At 44.5% G+C, this 24,310-nt stretch carries 23 protein-coding genes; 18 read left to right on the forward strand and 5 right to left on the reverse strand.

The features are described 5' to 3' along the window. Window positions 1-40: 40 nt before the first annotated feature. Genes NSQ29_RS21960 through NSQ29_RS21970 form a run of 3 tightly spaced genes read left to right on the forward strand, consistent with a single transcriptional unit; the run spans window position 41 to window position 3,451 of the window. Complete coding sequence (locus NSQ29_RS21960; protein ID WP_042185429.1) at window positions 41-907, forward strand: carbohydrate ABC transporter permease; 867 nt, start codon at window positions 41-43, stop codon at window positions 905-907. Further along, window positions 904-1,725, forward strand: a complete 822-nt coding sequence (locus NSQ29_RS21965) for a carbohydrate ABC transporter permease (RefSeq protein ID WP_179085741.1) — start codon at window positions 904-906, stop codon at window positions 1,723-1,725. The genes NSQ29_RS21960 and NSQ29_RS21965 overlap by 4 nt, the downstream gene beginning before the upstream one ends. 37 nt (window positions 1,726-1,762) lie before the next feature. After that, window positions 1,763-3,451: a glycoside hydrolase family 13 protein gene (locus tag NSQ29_RS21970; protein ID WP_076301066.1), complete on the forward strand. Its 1,689-nt coding sequence runs from the start codon at window positions 1,763-1,765 to the stop codon at window positions 3,449-3,451. Between the two features lie 112 nt (window positions 3,452-3,563). Here NSQ29_RS21970 and NSQ29_RS21975 read toward each other — a convergent pair whose 3' ends face one another. From NSQ29_RS21975 to NSQ29_RS21985, 3 genes are all read right to left on the reverse strand, one after another. Beyond that, complete coding sequence (locus NSQ29_RS21975) at window positions 3,564-4,109, reverse strand: GNAT family N-acetyltransferase (protein WP_341126081.1); 546 nt, start codon at window positions 4,107-4,109, stop codon at window positions 3,564-3,566. Window positions 4,110-4,191: 82 nt separating this feature from the next. Further along, on the reverse strand, window positions 4,192-4,725 hold the full coding sequence (locus NSQ29_RS21980; RefSeq protein ID WP_076283997.1) for an NAD(+) diphosphatase: 534 nt from the start codon (window positions 4,723-4,725) through the stop codon (window positions 4,192-4,194). A gap of 36 nt (window positions 4,726-4,761) precedes the next feature. Then, the gene (locus tag NSQ29_RS21985) at window positions 4,762-6,237 is read right to left on the reverse strand and encodes an amidase family protein (RefSeq protein ID WP_341126082.1); all 1,476 of its coding nucleotides are present in this window, start codon (window positions 6,235-6,237) and stop codon (window positions 4,762-4,764) included. Between the two features lie 269 nt (window positions 6,238-6,506). Here NSQ29_RS21985 and NSQ29_RS21990 point away from each other — a divergent pair, with 269 nt between their 5' ends. From NSQ29_RS21990 to NSQ29_RS22020, 7 genes are all read left to right on the forward strand, one after another. Beyond that, window positions 6,507-7,352 carry an STM4015 family protein gene (locus NSQ29_RS21990; protein WP_341049904.1) on the forward strand — a complete coding sequence of 282 codons (846 nt, stop codon included), beginning with the start codon at window positions 6,507-6,509 and terminating at the stop codon, window positions 7,350-7,352. Next, entirely contained in the window at window positions 7,312-8,649 is a 1,338-nt protein-coding gene (locus NSQ29_RS21995; protein ID WP_341126083.1) for an STM4014 family protein, read from the forward strand. The genes NSQ29_RS21990 and NSQ29_RS21995 overlap by 41 nt, the downstream gene beginning before the upstream one ends. Beyond that, a complete protein-coding gene (locus tag NSQ29_RS22000) occupies window positions 8,649-9,431 on the forward strand; it encodes an STM4013/SEN3800 family hydrolase (protein ID WP_042185413.1) in 783 nt (260 codons plus the stop codon). Before NSQ29_RS21995 ends, NSQ29_RS22000 begins: the two co-directional genes overlap by 1 nt. A 22-nt stretch (window positions 9,432-9,453) precedes the next feature. Further along, entirely contained in the window at window positions 9,454-10,803 is a 1,350-nt protein-coding gene (locus NSQ29_RS22005) for an STM4012 family radical SAM protein (protein ID WP_341126084.1), read from the forward strand. Continuing rightward, window positions 10,800-11,666 (forward strand): STM4011 family radical SAM protein, encoded by an 867-nt coding sequence (locus tag NSQ29_RS22010; protein ID WP_339269174.1) that lies wholly within the window; start codon window positions 10,800-10,802, stop codon window positions 11,664-11,666. Before NSQ29_RS22005 ends, NSQ29_RS22010 begins: the two co-directional genes overlap by 4 nt. A 158-nt stretch (window positions 11,667-11,824) precedes the next feature. Beyond that, window positions 11,825-12,553, forward strand: coding sequence for a glycerophosphodiester phosphodiesterase (locus tag NSQ29_RS22015; RefSeq protein WP_076301059.1), 729 nt, complete (start codon window positions 11,825-11,827; stop codon window positions 12,551-12,553). A gap of 17 nt (window positions 12,554-12,570) precedes the next feature. Further along, window positions 12,571-13,788, forward strand: a complete 1,218-nt coding sequence (locus NSQ29_RS22020) for an SLC45 family MFS transporter (RefSeq protein WP_339801013.1) — start codon at window positions 12,571-12,573, stop codon at window positions 13,786-13,788. A 100-nt stretch (window positions 13,789-13,888) separates the two neighbouring features. On the opposite strand, the gene NSQ29_RS22025 is transcribed toward NSQ29_RS22020, so the two are convergent. After that, window positions 13,889-14,692: a GGDEF domain-containing protein gene (locus NSQ29_RS22025; protein WP_341126085.1), complete on the reverse strand. Its 804-nt coding sequence runs from the start codon at window positions 14,690-14,692 to the stop codon at window positions 13,889-13,891. Window positions 14,693-14,783: 91 nt separating this feature from the next. Then, window positions 14,784-15,362, reverse strand: coding sequence for a histidine phosphatase family protein (locus NSQ29_RS22030; protein ID WP_341126086.1), 579 nt, complete (start codon window positions 15,360-15,362; stop codon window positions 14,784-14,786). 175 nt (window positions 15,363-15,537) lie between these two features. On the opposite strand from NSQ29_RS22030, the gene NSQ29_RS22035 reads away from it, so the two are divergent. The 8 genes from NSQ29_RS22035 to NSQ29_RS22070 all read left to right on the forward strand — a co-directional run bounded on the left by NSQ29_RS22035 (window position 15,538) and on the right by NSQ29_RS22070 (window position 24,250). Continuing rightward, a complete protein-coding gene (locus NSQ29_RS22035) occupies window positions 15,538-16,695 on the forward strand; it encodes a phosphodiester glycosidase family protein (protein ID WP_042185401.1) in 1,158 nt (385 codons plus the stop codon). Window positions 16,696-17,075: 380 nt separating this feature from the next. Continuing rightward, a complete protein-coding gene (locus NSQ29_RS22040) occupies window positions 17,076-17,774 on the forward strand; it encodes a response regulator transcription factor (protein WP_341126087.1) in 699 nt (232 codons plus the stop codon). After that, window positions 17,771-18,769: a sensor histidine kinase gene (locus tag NSQ29_RS22045; protein WP_339269168.1), complete on the forward strand. Its 999-nt coding sequence runs from the start codon at window positions 17,771-17,773 to the stop codon at window positions 18,767-18,769. The genes NSQ29_RS22040 and NSQ29_RS22045 overlap by 4 nt, the downstream gene beginning before the upstream one ends. Before the next feature lie 222 nt (window positions 18,770-18,991). Beyond that, on the forward strand, window positions 18,992-19,762 hold the full coding sequence (locus tag NSQ29_RS22050; protein ID WP_076299208.1) for an ABC transporter ATP-binding protein: 771 nt from the start codon (window positions 18,992-18,994) through the stop codon (window positions 19,760-19,762). After that, a complete protein-coding gene (locus tag NSQ29_RS22055; RefSeq protein WP_341126088.1) occupies window positions 19,737-21,683 on the forward strand; it encodes an ABC transporter permease in 1,947 nt (648 codons plus the stop codon). Before NSQ29_RS22050 ends, NSQ29_RS22055 begins: the two co-directional genes overlap by 26 nt. Before the next feature lie 5 nt (window positions 21,684-21,688). After that, window positions 21,689-22,645 (forward strand): DUF418 domain-containing protein, encoded by a 957-nt coding sequence (locus tag NSQ29_RS22060; RefSeq protein WP_341126089.1) that lies wholly within the window; start codon window positions 21,689-21,691, stop codon window positions 22,643-22,645. Between the two features lie 86 nt (window positions 22,646-22,731). Then, window positions 22,732-23,688, forward strand: coding sequence for a helix-turn-helix transcriptional regulator (locus tag NSQ29_RS22065; protein WP_341126090.1), 957 nt, complete (start codon window positions 22,732-22,734; stop codon window positions 23,686-23,688). A 103-nt stretch (window positions 23,689-23,791) separates the two neighbouring features. Beyond that, window positions 23,792-24,250 (forward strand): SRPBCC domain-containing protein, encoded by a 459-nt coding sequence (locus NSQ29_RS22070; RefSeq protein WP_042185389.1) that lies wholly within the window; start codon window positions 23,792-23,794, stop codon window positions 24,248-24,250. Window positions 24,251-24,310: the final 60 nt, after the last annotated feature.

The raw sequence follows: 24,310 nt of genomic DNA on the forward strand, positions 1-24,310 counted from the left end.
CCCTCTTCTCTTTCGCTTTTACAATGAGGAGGATTACATGATGGCCAAACGCCGAGTCGCCTTTTATCTGATGACTATACCGGCATTACTTCTTTTCTTTGCCTTCCATACCTTTCCTGCAATCCAGGGTATATATTATTCGTTCACGAACTGGGACGGCTTTAGTGACAGCTTTGATTACGTAGGATTTAAGAACTTCATTAACATTTTTCAAGATGAAAATGTGTTGAATTCATATGTGTTCACTTTTAAATATGCCATTCTAACCACTATTCTTATCAATATCATCAGCTTGTTGATTGCGCTTGGACTTAACGCCAAAATTAAAGCTAAAAACTTTTTCCGTGGCGTATATTTCTTGCCGAATATCCTCAGCGTATTGATTGTTGGTTTTATTTTTAACTACTTGTTCGCTAATGTATTCCCTATTTGGGGTGCGAAAATCGGCAGCGAATTCCTATCACAGAACATTCTCGGTAACTCCGACTGGGCTTGGATCGGTATCGTCATTGTAGCCGTTTGGCAGGGGATTGCTTATAACACGATTCTCTATCTGGCGGGTCTTCAAACCATTCCTCATGATCTTTACGAAGCTTCCAATCTGGACGGCGCTAGTCGCTGGAGAGAATTCTGGAGCATTACGTTTCCAATGCTTGCTTCCTTCTTCACCATCAATATGGTGCTCGCGATGAAGGGCGGTCTAATGGTATTCGACCAAATCGTTGCCTTGACAGGCGGGGGTCCAGGTCGTTCAACGCAATCCATTGCCCACTTAATCTACACAGGCGGCTTCCAAGGCGGAGAATTTGCCTATCAATCGGCGAACGCCGTGATTTATTTTATCGTGATTGTCGTTATCTCCGCCCTTCAGCTTAAATTTCTGCAGAAACGGGAGATGGACTTATGATCAAAAAATCAACCAACTGGCCTGTAACGATTCTTATCGCCCTAGGCTCAATACTGATCCTGTTTCCGCTGTACATGACCATTGCCATCGCACTCAAGAATCCCGAGGAAATGGCTCAATCAATCTTCTCGCTGCCAACTGGCCTGCATTTTGAGAACTTCTCCAATGCAATTAAAGCAACGAATTTCTTCAATGCATTAGGAAATAGTACCGTGATTACCATTACAACAGTCGTGTTCATATTGCTTACCAACTCCATGGTAGCCTATGCTATTGCACGTAATATGAAGCGAAGATTTTTCAAAGTGCTGTACTTCTATTTTATCAGCGCAATGTTTATCCCTTTCCAGATTATCATGCTGCCTGTGGTCAAAGTGACTACGGATCTGCACATGAACAACATTGTAGGGATTATTATTCTATACGTCGTATATGGTCTGGCTTTTAACGTGTTTGTTTACACCGGTTATATCCGTTCCATTCCGTATGAACTGGAAGAAGCGGCTACTGTAGACGGTGCATCGACCTTCGGAACGTTCTGGAAGATTATTTTTCCACTTCTTGCTCCTGTTAGTGCAACGATCGGTATCCTGTCTTGTCTATCTACTTGGAATGACTTTATGCTACCGCTGGTTCTGCTCGGCGATCAGGATTCCTACACACTTCCGCTGGTACAATATGTATTCCAGGGGCAGTTCAGTACAGATTTTAACTTAGCTTTCGCTTCATATTTGCTCGCATTAACCCCGATGCTCATCGTCTATTTGTTCGCTCAAAAATGGATTATCAGCGGACTTACATCAGGATCCATTAAATAAAATAGTAAGATCTATATAGAGATAGGAGATTACAACCTTGGATAAAAAATGGTGGAAAGAAAGCGTAGTGTATCAAATATACCCCCGCAGCTTTAAAGATAGTAACGGGGATGGTATTGGTGATCTGCAAGGGATTATTTCGAAACTTGATTATTTAAACCATCTTGGTGTCGACGTGGTGTGGCTGTGCCCAGTGTACCAGTCGCCTAATGACGATAACGGTTATGATATCAGTAATTATCAAAGTATCATGGATGATTTCGGAACGCTCTCCGATTGGGAGGAACTGCTTGCTGGTCTTCACAGCCGTGGCATGAAGCTGATTATGGACCTTGTGGTCAACCATTCCTCAGATGAGCATGCTTGGTTCGTAGAGTCCCGCAAATCGCAGGATAATCCTTATCGTGATTATTATATCTGGCGTCCGGGTAAAGACGGACAGCCGCCGAACGACTGGGGCTCCTTCTTCAGTGGATCAGCTTGGGAATACGATGAGAAATCGGAGGAATATTACCTCCATCTATTCTCCCGTAAACAACCCGATCTAAATTGGGACAATCCAAAGCTCCGCAAGGAAATCTACGATATGATGACCTGGTGGCTAGATAAAGGAATTGACGGATTCCGCATGGACGTGATCAACCTGATCTCCAAAGTACCGGAATTGCCTAGCGTTTCTGGGGAAAGTAACGGAGAACAGCCTACGTACCACTTCGGTGGAGACTATTTCGTTAACGGTCCACGCGTACATGAGTATATGCAGGAAATGAACCGTGAGGTGCTATCCAAGTACGATATCATGACAGTGGGCGAAGCCGTTAATGTCACTCCAGAAGAAGCTTCACTGTATGTTTCCGAGGATCGTAACGAGCTGAACATGGTATTCCATTTCGAGCTCATGGACGTCGATTCCGGTCCTGGAGGTAAATGGAATGTACAGCCTTGGAAGCTGGCGGACATTAAGTCCATTATTTCCAAGTGGCAAGTCGCACTCGACGGTAAGGGTTGGAACAGCTTGTATATGAACAACCATGATCAGCCGCGTATGCTATCCCGCTTTGGTGATGATAAGCTGTTCCCGAAAGAGTCTGGCAAAATGCTAGCAACACTGCTTCATACGCTCCAAGGTACACCTTACATCTATCAAGGTGAAGAAATCGGCATGACAAATGTACAATTTGCTTCCATCGATGACTACAAGGATATTGAAATTGTAAATATGTATAAGGAATACTTGGCTGCCGGACACTCGGAAGAAAAAATCATGAATTCCATTTACATCAAAGGTCGGGACAATGGCCGTACGCCGATGCAATGGAACTCGGAACCGCAGGCAGGCTTCACTACCGGCAATCCGTGGTTGGCTGTGAACCCTAACTACAAAGATATCAACGTAGAGAAGGCACTGGCTGATCCCGATTCTATTTTCCACTACTATAAGAAGCTAATTGAACTGCGTAAGCAGCATGAAATTATCGTATACGGAAACTATACAATCTTGGCCGAGGAGAATGAGCAGGTATACGCTTATCTACGTACTCTTGGAGAAGAACAGCTACTGGTTGTATTGAATTTCTTCGGAGAGCCTACGACTTTCGAACTTCCTTCTACTGTGAAATTCCAAGCGAAGGAATTGCTTATTGCCAACTACGAAGTAAATCCAGAAGAAGAACTAAACACAATTCAGCTTCGTCCTTATGAAGCTCGTGTATATAAGCTTAAATAATAAAATCCATCCGATCTGTCAGCAAAGGTCAATGGTAGAACTATAAAAAGGAGCCCTCGGCTCCTTTTTGTTTTATATGCTTGTAAAAACTTTAAAATTCACTTTATGTAGCTTAATCCTCAGAGTTAATAATTCCATAATGAATAAGGTCATCATATTTATTTTCTTTATAGATATGTTGCATGAATATGCCTTCCTCCACCATTCCACATTTTTGCATTACCTTCCCAGAGCCGGGATTTGAAGCAAAGTGTCTTGCAAATACTTTATGATAATGCTTTTCTGAAAAAGCAAACGCAATGATCGCTTTTGTTGCTTCAGTCGCGTATCCTTTACCCCAATATTCCTCACCGATCCAATATCCAACTTCACCATTTCTGTGTGCTTGCTTATTTGTCAGTCCTATAGCTCCATAAAGCTCGTTTGTACTTTTATCAGTAATCGCAAACTCATAATACATATTATTGATAAAATTCTCTTCATGAGCTTCAATCCATGATATTGCACATTCGATAGTGTACGGATAAGGTAGAGTCAACGTACTTTTGTAGATATTATAATTATTACAGAGTTCAGAGACACGTTTTGCATCAGATAATTCAAAGGGTCTCAAAATCAATCTTTCGGTCGTCATTGTTCTTTTCTCTTGATTAAACATTGTTTTACCTCCGCTCAAGAATCTCCTGCACAATTGGCATCGTCAAACCCATATTCTCCGCTGAAAGCTATATACTATCATCTTACATTGTTCCTCCTACCGACACTGGATTTACCTGTACCTGATCTGCATGCAATTTTTCAATAATCGCCAACAGGAAGGTTTCGGCTAGACTATTCTTTTTAATAGCACTGGCGGCCTCTTCCAAAGTAAACCATTCTGCATGATCTACCTCAGCACTCACCTGACTTAAGTCCTCCGTATCTGCAACACCTATAAAATTCAGCATCAGCGTATTAGAAGGTGCGAAATACAAGCTGCGCATATACTCATAAGCTACAATATCAATTCCTACCTCTTCTTTTACCTCACGAATAAGTGTGGTTTCCGCATCTTCACCTTTATTCACGTACCCTGCAAGCAATATATAATCTGGTCGGTTATACTGCTGAATCAATAGAATCTTATTCATATCCCGATTTAATACTGCTGTACTGATCGCCGTGCTAAAAATAGGGAATCTGAACGTTTCGCATGCATTACAATAAGGTACCTGCCCTTCCCCATCGCTTTCTTTCATTACTAACGCTGTTCCACACTCTAGACAATATTTCAAGCTGATCTCTTCCTTCTATAATAAAGTAGTCAATACCTATTCCAGTTGCGGTGGAACACGATGCTGCGTAGCTTGTTCAAACCCATAGGCTATGGATAGGAGCGTAGGCTCACTATAGGCTTTTCCGGAAAAAACTACACCAAAGGGACCCCGAGTAGGATCACCATCAGCATCAATAATGCCCTGTTCTACATACCCTGCCGGAACGGTAATTAACGGATACCCTAAGCGTGCCGCAATATACATACCATCTACATCACCTGGCAGTAATAGCGCATCCAAACTATATTGTTCCAACACGTAATCTATTCCTTGCTCGAGCGCTAGCTTTCTGTATTCTTGTTTCTTTTGCTGATATTCTTCTTCTGTTAAAGTTACTTCCTCTGACCTAGTTAATGTGTCTTGCCCATATTGTAATGCGATTTCAGCATGGAGCTCATTATACACTATCAGTTCTTGCAAAGAGTGAATCGGAACGGAATCATCTACCCCAGATAAATACGCGTTGAGCTCCTTTTTAAATTCATAACAGATTACATCATTATTCCAGTTTTGTTGTTCAACGTAAAGCGTAACCGGATCTATAATCGTAGCCCCTTCATTCTTCAAAGTCTGGATAGCTGCTTCCATAATTGAAAGTCGCTCTGCATCTAAATGGTTATAATAATGCCGTGGGACACCTATTCTTGCTTGCCGTATAAAGCTTTTATCTAGAAATGGAGTATAGTCCGTAAAAGCATGCTTCTCGCTCGATAATGTTGCTTCATCCTTGTCATCCACTCCCGTTAATGCCCCCAAAATAATCGCCGCATCCGTAACCGTTTTAGCAATAGGTCCAGGAGTGTCTTGGCTAACTGAAATAGGAATCACTCCAGTACGACTGACTAATCCGACCGTTGGTTTGATCCCGACGAGAGCATGCTGACAGGCTGGCCCAACAATTGATCCCGCGGTTTCCGTTCCGATCGATGCTGCTGCCAAATTCGCCGCAATAGCTGCTGCAGGTCCAGAACTAGATCCGCTGACAAATACGCTCCCAGGTCCATAAGGATTCAGCACTAGCCCTCCCCGGGAACTATACCCAGCTGGCATTGAACTAGACATGAAGTTAGACCACTCCGACATATTCGCCTTTCCAAGCAAAACAGCTCCTGCCGACCGAAGTTTCGCAGCTACGAAGGAATCTTTTGCCGCGAATGATCCTGCTAAAGCTATTGACCCAGCACTCGTATGCATTTTATCCGCGGTATCTATATTATCCTTCAACAATATAGGAATACCGTGTAGACTTCCCCGACTTCCTTGTTCCCTACGTTCAATATCCAGTGCTCTAGCGATGTCTTTAGCCTCTGGATTGATTTCTAAGATTGCGTTTATGTCTATATCGTACTTATGAATCCGTTCCAAATAGGCTGCTACCAAATCTTCTGAGCTGACTACGCCTGCTTCCATAGCCGCTTGCAGCTTTGCAATATCCGCTTCTATTATCCATTCCTGAATTTTGATCTTCATCAGAACAGCTCCTTCAAGTATAATCGCCTTCGGCGTCCTTATAAGGACGGTAAGCGTTTAGCGAGAAATATAAGGATAAAATATAGCGTGAAACGTATACTTTCTTATATTTCAAAATAATGTAATTCTCCCTAGCATAAACCTACCATAAATGATTAACTCAAGGACATGACGAATTTGACTATAATTATTTAAACCTGTGATTTGACTCCCTCGGCTACAGATGATAGGGTATTTTCGAAGTTAAATTTTTCCGGGAGGGAATGCCCATGACGGAAGTAAAGCTTAGTATCGGATACGACGAATTCGAAGAAGGCCAAAGAATTGGCACTGAAATTGAGAAACTTAGTAGCAGCCCTGAAAGTTCTTCGCTGACAAGTCTAATTATCGGTGATTGGGGGCAAGCCTACGAAAATAGTTCAGAAGAAGTTGTAGAGTCACTGGTTACGCATAGTGCTAGTTTCCCTGCTTTGCGCAAGCTTTTCATAGGCGAGATGGGCTATGAGGAATGCGAGATTTCTTGGATTACCCAAAGTGATCTATCGCCGTTGCTCCCTGCTTTTCCAGAGCTACAGTCACTCACGATTCAAGGTGGGAATGAGCTGAGCCTCTCAGAACTCAAACACGACAAGCTAGAAGAACTGATTATTATAAGTGGAGGCTTAGGTAAAGCCGTTCTTGAACAGATTGCAACTAGCCAATTGCCGAATTTGCGCAAGCTGGAGCTATATCTCGGCGTAGATAACTACGGATTTGACGGCAGCCTAGCAGATCTTCTCCCTCTTATAGAAGTAGGAAAGTTCCCTAAGCTTACTTATCTAGGTTTAAAAAATAGCCAGATCCAAGATGAGATCGCAGGTGCATTAGCAAATGCTCCTATTCTGGATCAGCTAGATACGCTCGATCTATCACTCGGTACCCTAAGCGACGAGGGGGCAGAATTGCTACTAGCCAGCGACAGAATCAAAAAATTAAAAGCATTAAACCTAAGCCATCATTATATGTCTGACGAGATGATTAGCCGCTGGAAGCAAAGTGGATTGCCTGTTGATGTTAGCGACAAGCAGGAAAGCGATGATGAGGAAGACTGGCGTTATCCTTCCATCACAGAGTGAGCCTCTCATGAGGCCGATGATCGTTATCGGTATTCCCGGTGATAAACGGACTAGCGGCATCCAGCAAGCGCGTTCCGATCTTGGAATGCCCCCTGCCATTATTTTATCGTACGCTGAGTTTCTGCAAGGAAGATCGTTAGGCGATCTTATGGAAGAGCAGAAGAAACAGATACCCCGTCAGTCCTCCGTTTATAACGGAGTAGATCTCAGTGCAGCTCCCCCGCTACTGAGACTGGAATCGCCTGGCAGCAGCTTCGAGGTAGAACGAGCCATTATCGCTCTGGGTGCACCGGATTCGGAAGATATGGACGATTCCCTTCATCCCTTTGCCGATAGACCTGATCCGCGACCACTCCGCGTGAAGGTAGCCCGTCAATTGAAGGAAATGCAAGGTGTCCTGCATCATCCAGCACAATGGTTCCGTGGCTACTGCCGAATGCTGGCTAGACTACAGCGAGAGGCCAACACCGCGTGTCCAGGTTCACTGTGGTTAAATGACCCTACTGACATTGCGGCCATGACCGATAAACGCCAGACACAACAGATTCTGAGCGAGGCAGGGATTCCAATCCCTCGCCCAGTAGGCGAAGATCAGCAGCCTACGGATTATGACTCTCTCCGGGAGATGATGTTATCCCGGCGCATGCACCGGGTATTCATTAAGCTGGCCTTTGGTTCTGCCGCTTCTGGAGTGATCGCCTATCAAATCCATCCTGTGACGGGGGCCGAAATTGCCTTAACAACAGTGGGGGTCGAGGATTACATCACTCGACCACCCATTTACTATAATTCCGGTAAACTGCGACGGTACACGGATACCGCCACAATTTCGGGAATTATAAACTGGATCTACCAGCACGGTGCTTATGCTGAGCAATGGATCCCTAAAGCGGGGCTTAAGGGAAAAGCATTCGATATTCGCCAGCTAGTCGTTCTCCGCGAGGCCTGCCACGCGGTTGCTCGGGTCAGCCCTACACCAATTACGAATCTGCATTTACGCAACCAGCGGATGTCTCTTTCGGAAGCCGGTCTGTCTGAATCCGTACAGGAGCAGGTGCGGAATACCGCTGTGCAAGCACTGGCTGCTTTTCCCCGTTCCGGGGTAGCCGGAATCGATGTACTCGTCTCCGGGGGTTCACAGCAATGTTTTGTCGCGGATGTCAATCCATTTGGCGACTTGCTGTACGATGTGAAATACCGCGGCTGCAGCACCTACGAATGGGAAATGAAGGTATTGTCGGCTAGAGACTATATCACACCTCCCTCCACACCGCTTATAAAGGAAGGATTATCTTAATGGATATGAACACCATCGTCGGCACTCATGACATTCTTATGATCACACTCGATACTCTTCGTTATGATGCTGCTGTTATGGAAGAATCAAACTGCCCGAACTTGTGCGGAACCGGATCATGGGAGAAAAGACATACCCCAGGCAGCTTTACCTATGCGGCTCATCACGCCTTCTTCGGCGGTTTTTTGCCTACTCCAGCCACAACGGATAAGACGGAACATATCCGAATGTTCCATTCCCGAAACACCGGAATGAAGACGCATCCCCATACCTGGCTGTTCGATACACCTGATATCGTTTCCGGGCTTGCTGCCGAGGGCTACCGTACGGTTTGTATTGGGGGCGTTATTTTTTTCACCAAAAAAAATCCACTCGCGCGTGTGTTACCAAGCTATTTCCAGCAAAGCTACTGGCGGATGACGTTTGGGGTCACCAATCCGCGTTCCACAGAGCATCAGGTGAATCATGCCTTGAAGCTGTTGAAGGATACTCCGGGCGAACAAAGATTGTTCATGTTCCTCAATGTCTCAGCCATCCACGGGCCGAACCATTATTTTATACCCGGTGCTAAAAAGGACTCCGTAGACAGCCAGCGCGCAGCACTCCGATATGTGGATGGTGAACTGGGCCGGTTATTCGATGCCTTCCGGGAACGCGGTAATCCTACCTTCTGTCTGGCGTTTTCTGATCATGGAACCGCTTTTGGTGAAGATGGCTATCAGGGGCATCGCTTGGCTCACGAGACCGTATGGAACGTCCCTTATCGGGAATTTATTTTATAAAAGGAAAGGATGGAGAACTGTTATGACGTTATCGTCCTTCTCTTTAGAAGAGTTTCACCAATGGAAAGACAATATTACTGCTAACCCTTACCGATCTTATCTGTATTCCTATCCACACAAAACAGCTTACAGGGATCTACAGCCTCCGATACCACTAGAATCCTTATGGCGAGATGAGCCTGCAGAATCTTTTTTTCTATATATGCATATCCCGTTTTGCGGTGCTCGCTGTGGATTCTGCAACCTGTTCACCTTGCCTGATAAACGCGCGAATGTTCACGCTACATACGTAGACGCGCTAGAACGTCAAGCCAAGCAGTGGGCCGCGTTCACCAAACATAAGCCGTATGCCCGTTTCGCGATTGGTGGGGGTACGCCTACATTACTGGCGGCAGATCAACTGCGCCGTTTGTTCCACATTGCCGTTGATACGATGGGACTGGATATTAGCTCAGCCTCCATCTCAGTGGAAACTTCACCGGAGACGATCACCGAAGAGAAGCTGAATATTCTAAAAGAATATACGGTGGATCGGGTCAGCATGGGCATTCAAAGCTTTGTCGCAGCTGAATCGGCGGCCATCTATCGCCCACAAAATCCGGATGAGGTGTATCGCGCACTGGAGCTGCTGGGAAAATATGATTTTCCCATTCTGAATTTGGATCTGATCTATGGTCTTCCAGGGCAGACCGTCGATTCTTGGCTGTATTCGCTAAATCAGACGCTTAGCTATGATCCTGAGGAAATCTTTATTTATCCGCTCTATACCCGTGAGCATACCATCGTAAAGCCTGATGATATCCAGCGTCAGGAAGATATTCGCCTAGACTGCTACAAGGCCGCTGGGCAGCTGCTTAAAGCCAGAGGTTATCGCCAATATTCCATGCGCCGTTTCGCCAAGGAAACCGCAGGAACGGATAAACGCATTCTTGACTACAGCTGCCAGGAAGAAGGAATGGTCGGGCTAGGCTGCGGGGCTAGGTCCTATACCCGCAATGTGCATTACGCTTCCCGTTATGGGGTGAGCCGTAAAGCAACCGAGAGCATTATTGCCGATTACGTCAGTGCAGATCGTTACGATACGGCAGATTACGGAATTGTGCTAAGTCTAGAAGAACAGACGCGCCGCTTTATTCTAAAGGCGATTTTACATAGTGAAGGTCTGAGGCTTGAAGATTATAGTCTGCGCTTCGGAAATTCACTCTGGAGTGATTATCCTGAACTGTCTAACCTACTTCATACCGGCTTAGGGAAAGAAGAAGATGGAGTATTACGCCTCACTACTGAAGGCATGGGCTACTCCGATTCCATCGGTGATTGGTTTATTTCAGGAGAGATACGAGAGCAGATGGAAAGGTTCGTATTGCCATGAATGCGGTCCTCTACTACCGTGGGTCTCTCACCTCCTGCAACTATGACTGCCCCTACTGTCCTTTCGGCAAAACAAGAGACAGCGCAGCCACTCTCGCGAAGGATCGACAAGGATTGGAAACCTTTGTCGAGTGGGCCTCTCTGCAAGGTACAGCGGGCCATCGGTTGTCTATCTTTTTCAATCCTTATGGCGAAGGTCTGATTCATCGCTGGTACAAAGAAGCGATGGTCTTGCTCTCCAATATGGAGCATGTGGAGAAGGTAGCGATTCAGACGAACCTTTCAGCAAATCTTGACTTCATTCATAAGCTGAATCGAAACAAGGCTGCCTTTTGGGCTACTTACCACCCCGGACAGGTGAGCGAGGATAAGTTTCTAACGCAATGCATGACTTTGTATGAGAATAATGTGCCTTTCAGTGTAGGGAGCGTTGGGATCCGCAGCGCCTTTCCTGCTATAGCCTCGCTTCGCGCAGCATTACCGGAGAGTGTATATCTATGGGTCAATGCTTATAAAGATAAACCGGATTACTATACTGCCGAGGATCTTTCCATTCTTAGCAAAATTGATCCGCATTTTGCTGTGAATGCTATGGATTACGAGAGCCTTGGTCAAACCTGCAACGCTGGAAATGAAGTCTTTTATGTACAAGGCGCTGGACTGGTGAAACGCTGCTATAAGGACAGAGGTGTCATAGGCAATCTCTACCGCGATGGCTTGGAAGGCCTATCCGCTGTAAGAGCCTGCCGAATGAAGGTATGCGACTGTTATATCGGTTATATTCATATGCCAGAGCTGAAGCTGCAAAACATCTATGGATCAGGTCTGCTCGAACGGATCCCTTATGGCGCTATGAATCATTGAGGCGAGAATTTGCAGTAAGGTTAACTGCATGTTAAATTTCAAGAAATAGAGCCCTGTCAGTATTTCTAGACAGGGTTTCTTGTCTTCGTGTGGAATATGAAAAGTAGCCCTCGTCTACAGGGCGACAGCAAACACTAAGTTGGAGGGATGAATAGCTGATGAAAAACATTATTAATTTTGCGCATCGCGGCGCATCGGCAGTGTGTCCGGAAAATACTATGGCAGCGTTCCGCAAAGGTCTTGAGTTAGGTGCAACCGGCATTGAAACCGATGTACAAATGACCAAGGATGGCGGGCTTGTTCTTATTCATGATGAAACCCTAAACCGTACGACAAGCGGAAGTGGCTATGTGAAGGATAAAACCCTTGCAGAAATTCTGGAAGTGGACGCGGGCTCTTGGTTCAGTCCCGAGTTCAAAGGCGAGAAACTCCCGTTGCTAGAAGATTTGTTAGATCTGCTGCAAGGTCGAGATACAGTACTGAACATCGAGTTTAAAAATGGTACTTTCTTTTACCCGGGTATGGAGGAAAAGGTTATCGCGGCTGTACGGGAGTTCAAGATGAGCGATCGCGTGATTTTTTCAAGCTTCAACCATTATTCACTAGCTCACAGTAAAACGATCGCACCTGAGATCAAGACAGGAATTCTATACGGGGAAGGTCTGTATCGTCCTTGGGATTATGCAGCTACGCTTGGCGCAAACGCACTACATGCTTATCATCAAGCAGTGCTTCCTGAATTCGTCGAAGAAGCCGCTAAGCATGGCATCGCTTATCATCCTTGGACTGTTAATGATCCAGAGCGGATGAAGGCTTTAATCGAAGCTGGAGTGTCAGGTATTATTACAGATCATCCAGATGTGCTGGCTGGGCTTCTAGCTAAATAATAAGGGAGTGTGACTGTGTGAAAAAAGTCTGGTTGCTCGGATTCGGCTTTTTCAGCATCAGCATTACGTGGAGTCTGTATAACGCATTTGTACCCTTTTTTCTAGAAAAATACGTACATAGTGTGGCACTTATCAGCTTCTTGATGACGATTGATAATTACTTTGCCTTATTCCTGCAGCCTTGGATTGGCAACCGTAGTGACCGCACTACCTCGCGTTTTGGACGCAGAATGCCTTATCTTATGATCGGTATGCCTTTCGCTGCCGTGCTAACCATGCTGATTCCGTTTCATACCGGACTATTTACACTTCTGTTGTTTATGATGCTAATGAATCTGGCCATGAGCTTATACCGTTCACCAACCGTCGCCCTTATGCCGGACATTACGCCAGAAGAGCAGCGTACAAAGGCCAACGGGCTGATTAATTTCATGGGTGGGTTCGGTTCTATACTCGCTTTCGGCGTAGGTTCGATCCTGTATAAATCAAATCCAGCGCTTCCGTTTATCGTTGCTGGACTGATTACCTTGTTATGTCTGTTTATCGTATCACGCTTCATAAAAGAAAATCGGGATGGCGTAAACGTGCAAATGGAGCTTCCTTCAGAAGCAGCTACTGCCACCAAGCCAACTCGTATTTCCTTTCGAAGTCAGCTTGACCGTACCACAGTATTTTTGCTAGCGGCGATTTTCTTCTGGTTCGTAGCATATCAAGGCGTTGAGACACTGTTTACCTTATATGGCAAACATCATCTCGGCCTAAGCGAACAGGCGGCCTCCTTCTCGCTCACTTTCTTCTCTTTGGCCTTTGTGCTGTTCGCCATTCCGAGCGGTTGGCTGGGCGGAAGATTCGGGAAGAAAAAAATGATCATCATCGGCGTATGCGGACTAATGACCATTTTTGCTCTCGTCGGTTTTGCAAAGGACTTATTGCTCCTTCGAGGGTTACTGTTGCTAGGTGGAGTCTTCTGGGCTTGTATTAATATCAATTCCTATCCTTATGTTGTGGCAACAGGGACAGAAGAGAGCATTGGTACACGAACTGGGATGTATTATCTCGTCTCTTCCCTTGCGGCCATCAGTTCGCCTCCACTATTGGGACTTATGATTGATATCTTTGATTACTCGATCCTGTTCTACGTGGCGGCGATTAGTATGGCAGTTGCTCTTGTCTGCTTGTTCCTCATGAAAGGCCGCAAGGATGTGACTAACAGCATTCATTCGCCTGGCGCATAATTTCATTTCAAGTAGAATAGTTAGTCCAATAAAAATAGCGGCAGTCTAGGACCTATTGTAGAGGTCCATGGCTGCCGCTTGTATTTTATACCAACTCATTCTAATTCTTATAGACGGAGTAACGCCCCGTACCAAGCTGTTTGGCAGCGTACATCGCTGTATCTGCTTCATTTAGCAGTCTAAAATGATCTACCTTACCATGACTTATGCTGATCCCTATACTCATGGATACGAACAAGTTATGTTCGCCAAGCTGGTAACTCTTAGTCGTCTTCTCCAGAATCCGCACAGCAAGCTGCTCCGCTTCCTTCTGAGTGCTACCTTTGGCGACAATCACAAATTCATCCCCGCCGACGCGGAAAATATGACGTTTTCTTTTGCTGGAGAATTGAATTAGATTTTTACCCACTTCTTGCAGCAGTAAGTCCCCCACATGATGCCCCAAGCTGTCATTGATCGATTTGAAACGATTCAGATCCAGAAACAAAACAGCAAGCTGCTCATTTACTTTGCATCGATCCCAAAAATGATCCATTCCATTCTTATTCAATAACCCCGTTAAAGCATCCTTATACGCCAGTTCTTTCAATTGCTCTCTTTCAGCCAATACTAGATTCATGCGTGTAAGTAAAAACATGCATAGGGCTATCGTAAGACTATAGACCACCAGCGGTATAATAACCCCATCATCGTCCACTTCATTTCCCAGTAAGGTTTCTACACCTAGCTGGTGCATGACCCATAGGGAGGCGACGATAATGATCACGGAAAGACCGGTATGAATCGCTCTTTTTTGAGGCGTTTTAGATGAAATATCCCGGTAAAGTCTTAGCACTAAATAACCGGCCGCTGCTGCGATGAGAATGGAGAATAACGTTTGTAAGTAAATCTGGACCTCTGCCACCTTAAATTCGCACATCCTTCTGACTACAAAAATGATTAACTATCTGAGCAATTACTATATTAAAATGCTCTGAACATTATCTGAACACTAATTATATCTTCAAATGCCGTGCACAATTGTATAGTTCGCAATTCCATCTCGAATCGGATTTAATAATCCGGGTGATAGATGTATTACTCAGCAAAACAGTTACATTCAGTTCTGGAAAAAGTCTTCTAAGACTACTCCGTAAAATCGCACCATGGCTAACGACCAATATACGACTGCCCGGATGTTTCTCCGCGATATCTTCGATAGCCTGACTGCCTCTGATCTCACTAGCCTCCGGACTTTCCAGTCCCAAATCTAACTTCTTCCACTCACTTCCCCATCGTTCAACGCGATCTTGTTCCGTAGTACCTTCAATCTGCCCTGCGTTCATCTCACGGATCCCTGGTACTAAACCGGCGATCTCCATGCCAAGCCTTGTTGCAATTACCTCTGCTGTTTGTCGCGCTCTAAGCAGATCACTCGAATATAAATAGTCCCATTGTTCAGTGCTGAGCCGTTCAGCAAGAAGAACCGCCTGCTGCACACCCTCAGCATCCAATGGATTATCCGTATGCCCTTGCGCTCTGCCTTCTTTATTCCACGCGGTACTTCCATGGCGAATTAAACCTATTGTAGTCATAAAGATCTCCCTTTAGTTGTTGAGTTCTAGTACTATTCTTGTAATGGTATCTACATTCTATCAGAATCTTTCCATGGATATTTGAAAAATGAGGTTATCCATGTTTTAGAACTTGAGGTATAATAAACCTTACCGCTTTTTACATCAGCTACAGGATAAGGAGATTTTGGTTAATATGAAAAAGTTATTGTTTCCGTTCTTTCTCGCATTTCTACTATGTTTGGTTCCGGTTTATACAGTTTGTTCCTCCACTGCTGGTGCTGCTCCGGTTCCGAAAAACACCGTGTATGTGACCAAGAATAATCACTCGTACATCCCGCTGCGTCTCTTAAATAATTTCACTGGTATACATGCTGAAATGAATGCTAGTGACAAACGTATAACCATTACGAACGCAGACACTAAGATTACACTTACTGTAGGACAAGCAGCTGCGCTAGTCAACGACAAGCCAGTCACACTAACCGATTCCGCTTTTAGTGATAACGGTACGGTATATATCCCTTTGTCCTTTATCAGCAAAACGCTGGGCTTTCAATTAGAGTGGAATCAGGAAGCCTCTTCTGTAACCCTTACTAATAACGGGATTTCATCAACGGTACCTGTACTGACTGGCGCACTTATCAAAGCAGATTCTTCCCCCGTTGTCAGTGCTAGTAAAACTTTCAAGGTGGGCGGCAGATCCTTCAAAGCCCAAACGGTTACGGTATCCCTACTGCATCCTAAAGTGAAGCTCGACGTTGTACTAGCAGGAAATACGGTGGGAAAAGTGGAAGACCTGAGCAGTCTAGCCAAGCGCAATAATGCCGTAGTGGCTATTAATGGTACGTTCTTTGATGCCTATACTAAAGGGGCCTACAAAGCTCCTTACGGTTACATGGTCAGTGGTGGAAAAATGCTCAAAAACAGCTCTGGAGATCGCCGCACGATTTTCACCTATGACAGCAATCACCTGGCCTCACTTATTCCCGGACTAGAGTTTACGAACCATTTCGCTTCCGGATCTATGGAAGGGGCTCTCCAAGCCGGACCACGTCTGCTTGTGAATGGTAAGGTATCTCTTAATGTTGCGGCAGAAGGCTTCAAAGATGCCAAAATCTTAACAGGCGGCGGAGCCCGCAGCGCACTCGGCCTCACTCGCGACCACAAGCTAATTCTGCTAACTACTGGTGGAGCTACTATCCCACAGCTCGCAGAAATGATGAAGCAGGCTGGAGCGTATCAAGCCATGAATCTGGATGGCGGCGCATCGAGCGGATTATACTACAATGGCAAATATCTCACGACCCCTGGGCGCCAGATTAGCAACGCAATTGTGGTTAAATATCAATAGAATGATCTAACCAGCGTCATGTACGAGCGCTGTGCTAGGTTTCGGCTTCTACTTCTAAGAATACTTTTTTTGATGCATCTATTGCAGTTTGTGCAATAGATGCATTCTTTTTTATAGGAAAATAGGATGCTGTTGTACTTTGTACATTAGAATTCGACCCATTTGTAATAATAAGACGTTTTGGTAACCAATTGGTTGCAGAATGTGCAATAGAATCAAATTCCAATGTCTTTTTGATAGAATCTATTGTACAAAGTGCAACTATTCCTCATATTATTTTTCGGCAGCTAGACGTCCTTTTTGCATAATTTTCCTAGTGCGTGTTACTGTATAACCGTGTGAACCACTGCATTCTTATATTTGATCAAAGGAGCACAACTATGGAGACTATTCTAATCATAGAGGACGATGCTAAGCTCGCAAGCCTTCTAAGCACGTATCTATCTAAATATGAATTTCGTACGGTGATAGTAGAGGATTTCAACAGGGTATTGGAGATTTTTAATGACAACCATCCTGACCTTGTTCTGCTGGACGTTAACCTGCCTAAATACGACGGGTTTTATTGGTGTCGCCAGCTTCGCACTACCTCACTCTGCCCTATTCTTTTCATATCCGCTCGGGATAGTGGAATGGATCAGGTGATGGCGCTAGAAAATGGCGGGGATGATTACATCACCAAGCCTTTTCATTATGAAGTCGTACTTGCCAAAATCCGCAGCCATTTACGCAGAGCTTACGGCTCTTACTCACAAATTCAAGAGGAACGGACGCTCCAAGCCGGAGAACTAATTCTTTATCCTGAGCGGTTTGTGATTCAATATGGCGGGCAATCCAGCGAACTGACACAGAAAGAAGCGGTTCTACTGGAAGCCTTATTGCTAAAAGAAGGACGAGTTGTTAACCGGGAGCGTCTACTAGATCTCATGTGGAAGGATCAGCATTTTATAGATGACAATACTTTAAATGTGTACATAACCCGTGTCCGCAAAAAGCTCAAGGACCTCGGTCTTGGCGATATTGTGGAAACTGTAAGAGGCGCTGGCTATCGGCTTAATGTCACTAAGGATATGCTATGAAGCTATTTTGGAGAGACCAGCTTCCATTTATCCTATTCTACCTGCTTCAAGTACTGCTTGTTCCACCACTATATTGGCTGACAGGTGAGGATAGACCCCTCTCGATCATGCTCTATGGCATAGCCCTGAGCACTGCAGTTCTTCTCTTGTATCTTGGCTACCGATACGCTCAGCACCGGAGATTATACGCAGCCTTAAGTAATCCCAAGAATATGCTAGAGGAACATCTTGTTTCCTTAGGAGACACCCCGCTACCAGAAGCGATCCATGAGTTATTACAGCTTATTGACCGCCAGTATCAGGAGCAGGTAAATGGGCATGTCCGCCAAATGGATCAGCATATCGTATTCATGAACCGCTGGGTTCATCAGATGAAGACCCCACTTTCAGTCATTCAGCTTTCGCTAGAGGATCTTGAGGATGAGGCTGCTATAAGTATTCAGGAGGAATTGGAACGTCTGCGCAGAGGGCTGGAAATGGTGATTTATACTTCAAGGCTGGATCAATTTGAGGATGATTTCCAAGTGGAGCCGCTAGTTCTCAGTAAAGTGGTTAGTGAATCTGTAGCTGAGAACCGCAGGCTTTTCATCCGAAGAGGCATAAAAGTAAATATACAAATCAATCCTAACTTCACCGTATATAGTGATGCCAAATGGTTAATGTTTATGCTAACCCAAATCTTAACCAATGCTGTGAATTACACCTCCGGCAACGATAAAACCGTAACTCTTTCATCAAAGCACATCGGAACGGATTTCTTACTTAATATTACAGATCAAGGTATCGGCATTTCTCCTGAAGACCTCAAACGAGTGTTTAATCCATACTTCACCGGTGAACGTGGACGCCAATACCATGAGTCAACAGGAATGGGACTGTATCTAGTGCGAGAAATTTGCATCCGGCTAGGACATACTGTGGAGCTTCAATCTAAGCTTGGAGAAGGCACTACAGTCCAAATTACATTTCACAACAGTGACCATTTACAGAAATAAGATCGGAGGGTACTTCTAGTCATACTTAACTTATGGCTACGGAGTCCCTCTTCTTTATGTATGGCCTACTCGCTTCACGTACGAACATAACCTTAAACGGGTTGTAAGATAACGTTAAGGTAAATCCATAGCAGCACATAGCCCGATCTTGTAAATTATATACATAACACGTCCCCTCTTAAGGACGGATGAAATTAGATTGTAATGGAAGGAATGATAGGAATGGATGTTTTAGAAGTCAAAGGTCTTAATAAGGTATATCCGGGCAAAGTAAAGACACAGGCCCTCACCGATATTCATCTTAGCATTGAAAGCGGCGAATTTGTTGGCATCATGGGCCCCTCAGGGAGCGGCAAAACCACTCTGCTTAACATGGTGTCTACCATCGATCAGCCCTCCTCAGGTGAGGTGAATATCAACGGCAGCAATCCTTATCTTTTGAACAAAAAAGACCTTGCTCACTTTCGTCGCAGAGAACTCGGTTTTGTATTTCAAGACTTTAACCTCCTGGAGACTTTAACGGTAGCCGAAAATATCGTGCTTCCTCTAACGCTGGATAATCGCAAGCTCTCCGAAATGGAAGCCTTGCTGCAAAAGGTCGCTGCACGCTTGAACATTACGGAAATTCTGAATAAACGCACCTATGAAATATCCGGCGGACAACGGCAGCGGACAGCGATTGCCCGTGCCATTATTACTTCGCCTTCGATCATTCTAGCAGATGAACCCACAGGGGCACTTGATTCTAATTCCTCACGAATTGTGATGGAGTCGCTAGAGGATATTAACTGCAAAGAAGGCACTACGCTAATGCTCGTGACACATGATCCGCTGGCAGCGAGCTACTGCAATCGGATTATTTTTATAAAAGATGGGAAGCTAGCAGCCGAAATTCACCGGGGAGATAACCGCCAAGCCTTCTTCCAAAAAATTATCGACACACTTTCATTCTGGGGAGGGAATAGTCATGAACTTTCCTCAATTCGCGTTTAACAATGTGAAGCGTAATTCTCGGGCGTATTTTGCCTTTTTCTTAAGTAGTGCTTTTATGGTCATGATCTTCTTTTCATATTCCGTCTTTATTTATCATCCTGGGGTTGCCAGTATCGAGCTAGGTACAAATTCAGCCGCTGGTATGAAAATCGCTTCTTATATTGTGTTTGTCTTTGCTTTCTTTTTCGTTCTTTACTCGATTAGTGCATTTCTGAAACTTCGTAATCTGGAGTTCGGCATACTAATGATGTTAGGTGCACGTTCCGGTCAGATCAACAAACTGATTCTTATAGAAAATATGCTGATCGGACTACTGTCCATAGTAACAGGTATGTCTTTCGGCATGCTTTTATCCAAGTTATTTTTGCTGCTCAGCACGACCATTATGGGAATGGATCATTTACCCTTCTATTGGCCAGTTAAACCGCTGTTGATCACATCTATTTCGTTTATCTCACTGTTTCTGGTCATCTCTATCTTCACATTGTTATTTATCCGCAAACATCAAGTCCTTGATCTGTTAAAAGGGAGTGTTAAACCTAAAAAGGAGCCCCGTGTGTCTTGGCTGCTCTCACTCCTTGGGCTTCTGTTATTGACGGCAGGGGCACTCGCCATTCGAAAGCAATTGTCTCCAATTACGTTATTAGTTGCTGCTGTCACGGGGATCGCAGGTACCTATTTTTTTTACTCTCAGCTGTCCGTACTCGGAATACGTCTGCTTAAACTAAGCCGCAAGCGACTTTGGCGCGGAACCAACCTGTTATGGATTTCCGAGATGAGTTACAAGATCAAAGATAATGCAAGAATGCTGTTTCTTGTAACGGTTGTAACCTCGCTTGCTTGCATGGCGTCAGGATTTATTTTATCGATTAATCAAGCAAACGTAGAACTCTATAAAAATAGTCCATTCGCTATGGAGTATTCGATTTATAAACCAGGGAAAACTCCCCCTGACTTAGAACCCATTCATAATAAATTACAAAACGCTAAAGTGGAGTATACAGAGAATAAAATCGAGCTAATCTCTGCCTCCATTCAGAGTCTGGGTAAAGAAGCTACCCAAAGCATTGATTTAATATCCTGGTCCCAGTTCAATCAGTTAACTTCAAAAATGGATATGTCCGAAGTTGCTCCCTTATCTGACAAAGAAGCTGTCTTACTGCTAAACCCTCAGGTGGATTCACAGAACTATACTATTAATCAAAAGATTCTGCTGAAGGTTCAAAACGATGCGGAGCTTATGCTGAAAGAGGTACGAATTCCGAAGAACCATCCCATGGGGCAATATTCAAGCTCACTCTTAATTGTAGATGACAGCTTGTACAAGAATATCTCTTCTTCAGCAGCGAAGTACACGAGATCATATGTGAAATATCTATATAAAATCCCTGCTTGGGACGGTCCACTACCTGTGGATACCTCACCTGAAACCATCATCACCAATGAACTGATCCAGTGGAGTAGAGATTCCAACAATACCAACAATCAATATATCTCCATATTAAATGCTCGAGCAGATGATTATCTAACTACCAAACAAGGCACGGCTATGCTTAGCTTTATAGGGATCTTTATCGCGCTTATCTTCTCACTTTCTTCAGCCAGCTTCCTCTTCTTCAAGCTTCATACTGAGCTGAATGCAGATAAGCAAATGTATAATGCCTTGTCTAAAATCGGTTTAAGCGTCAAAGAAATGTCTGCTTCTGCCACCAGACAAATCTCTGTGCTGTTCTATATTCCGATCATTGTCGCTACTATCCAGACGCTTGTCGTCATCCGACCGGTATTGAAGCAAATTAGTATCACGAATGTAACGGTACCTGTCCTAATTACATCTGGTGCATTCCTTGCTGTGCAAACTATATATTTCATCATAGCGCGATCACGCTACATACAAAGTCTCAAGAAGATGATGGTATAAAGAATATGGTGAAAAGAATCGTAACACTCGATGTGCTCCGTGGCTTTGCTCTAATGGGTATCATCTTCATAAACATTCGTCAGATGGTATTCGGTACGATGGAATTTAACTCGCTCGATTTGCAGATTATTCGTTTTCTTGATGTAGCAGTGGATCACCGATTTTTTGTGATATTCTCATTTTTATTCGGTGTTGGCTTTCAGTTATTCTTATCCCGGGCTGAAGCTAAAGGGGAGTCTAAGCCCCGTTTATTATTTCTGCGTAGGCTGTTCATTTTATTTCTAATCGGTCTGGTGCACCATTATTTCCAACCCGGTGAAACCTTGCTCATCTATGCAGTCATTGGACTGATTCTCCTTCCTTTTTATAAGTTAAAGTCAAGTTTTGTATTGATTGCAGGCATTGTGGTCACCCTTGCAGGTCTCTACTTAGGCCCGATAGTGGTAACGTTTGGTATGTTTCTGCTTGGGCATTGGAGTGGTCTGATTGGATTATTTCAGAATCCGTCACGGTATAAGCTAGGATTACGGATCACCCAAGTGGTTTCTCTGCTGCTAATCATTCCGATGTATTTTGCGCAACAGAGTATCATGGATAAAACAGGCGCTCTGGATGTAGCTTTCGCAGTAGGCGGACTTCCAGTCAGTATTTTTCATGTGACAACGCTAACCCTACTCATGCGCCATGGAGTTGTACAGAAACTACTTGCGCCCCTAGCTTCTCTAGGCAGAATGGCTTTAACCAATTATTTATTGCAAACCGTTATTATACTAACACTATCCAATCTGTTAGATTGGCCTGGTACAGTGCATGTATCGACACAGATGATTGCAGCGGCGGCCATACTGCTTCTACAAATCATATCTAGTACCCTTATTCTCAAACGGTTCCGGATGGGACCGGTAGAATATTTATGGCGACTCGGAACTTATGGCAAAAAACGTATGGTTAAACAGCAATAAGATCCTATCGAAAGGATTCTGGCTGATCTATGAGCATTTTGCTATAGTTGAACTACTAATTTCTGCAGCAAGGAGGCTCCAGATTTATGTCCAAGGCTGATCATATGTTATCCATTCTTTGGATGCTTAAGCAGCGGGGAAGAACCGCCGGAGAACTAGCGGAAGCGTTAGAGATCAGTGTTCGGTCTGTCTACAGATACATCGATGCGTTATGCATCAGTGGTGTACCCGTTATTGCGGATAGCGGGCCTGGTGGCGGTTACAGCTTACCGGAACATTTTATTGAGGCTCCATTATTCTTTGACTCCGAAGAGCAGCGTGCCCTTCTACAAGCTTCTTCTTTTGCCAGGGGGACCGGATATCCTTATGTTGAAGCTCTGGACCGAGCCCTATCCAAGTTGAAAAGATACAGCAATGCCCAGCAATTAGAACAAATGGAGCGCCATGAGAATGGCATTGAGACGATCCATTCTCCTTCCCCGCCGCTTAGCCATCTGATTCAAGAATTGGAACTGGGGACCGCGAACGGATACACCCTGCAAATGGAATATCGTAAGGGTAATGGAGAAACCAAATCATCCCGTGCCATTGATCCTTACGGACTTGTACTCTGGAAGGGCCAATGGTACACCGTAGCTTACTGCCACGAGCGACATGAAATTCGTAGTTTCAGGGTGGATAGAATCATTGAACTGCACCGTACAGAAGCTGTGTTCGCTCGTCCTGCTGACTTCTCTGCACGTGATTTTTTGTTAAAGAGCTTACTGCCTGCACGTAATACTGAAGAGAAACTAGTTACAGTAGTCATCGCATCCGACGAGGGAGTCTTGAATGATCTATGCAGTCATTGGTTGTTCGGACATACGCTGGTACAGCGCATGGAAGGACAAGCCCGCTTTCAAGTGGACGAAACTTCTTTACTGACTTATATACCCTACTTCTTGTTGCCTTATGGAACCACATTACGAATCATGGAGCCTTCCTCACTTAGAGAAAGACTAGCCTCCATAGCCTCCAATTTAGCAGCTCATTATAAGACATAAATTATTCTTTAGGATCACTGACCGTAGTTGTCAGTGATCCTTTTGTATAGTGTAAATGAGTCTGAGGGAATAAATGAACCTATAAATCAAGGAGGAATAACGAATGAAGGAACTACACTATGAATTTTATATTGGCGGAACACCTGAGCAGGTATGGGAAACCTTAATCTCTCCGGAAGGTACGAAGCAGATTTATTACGGCAGCGTTATTCGTTCAACCTTCAAAGAAGGAGAATTACTGGAATACATCGGACCGGGTGCAGATGGAGATGAAACGCTGCATGTCTATGGGACTCTGCTGGAGTTCACCCCACAAAAAGCACTGCGTTTCACACATAAGGTCGGCCCCTCCTATCATAAAGGATATGAAAGATATGAATCGCGTATTTCTTGGCTGCTTGAACCAGTGGGCGGAACTACTAAGCTCACGCTTATCCATGATGAATGGCATCCTGAAGATCCTTCGTATGCAGGCAGCATCAGCGCTTGGTGGCAGGTTCTAAGTAATACCAAGACTTTAGTAGAGACTGGACGCACGCTTGATTTTGGAAGCTGGACATAACTTCACGACTAATAAAAACTTGGATTAGACTATTCCAATTAAAGACAAGCCTATAAGTTG

Source organism: Paenibacillus sp. FSL F4-0236, from assembly GCF_038000135.1.
In the GTDB taxonomy this organism is placed as follows: Bacteria; Bacillota; Bacilli; order Paenibacillales; family Paenibacillaceae; genus Paenibacillus_AQ.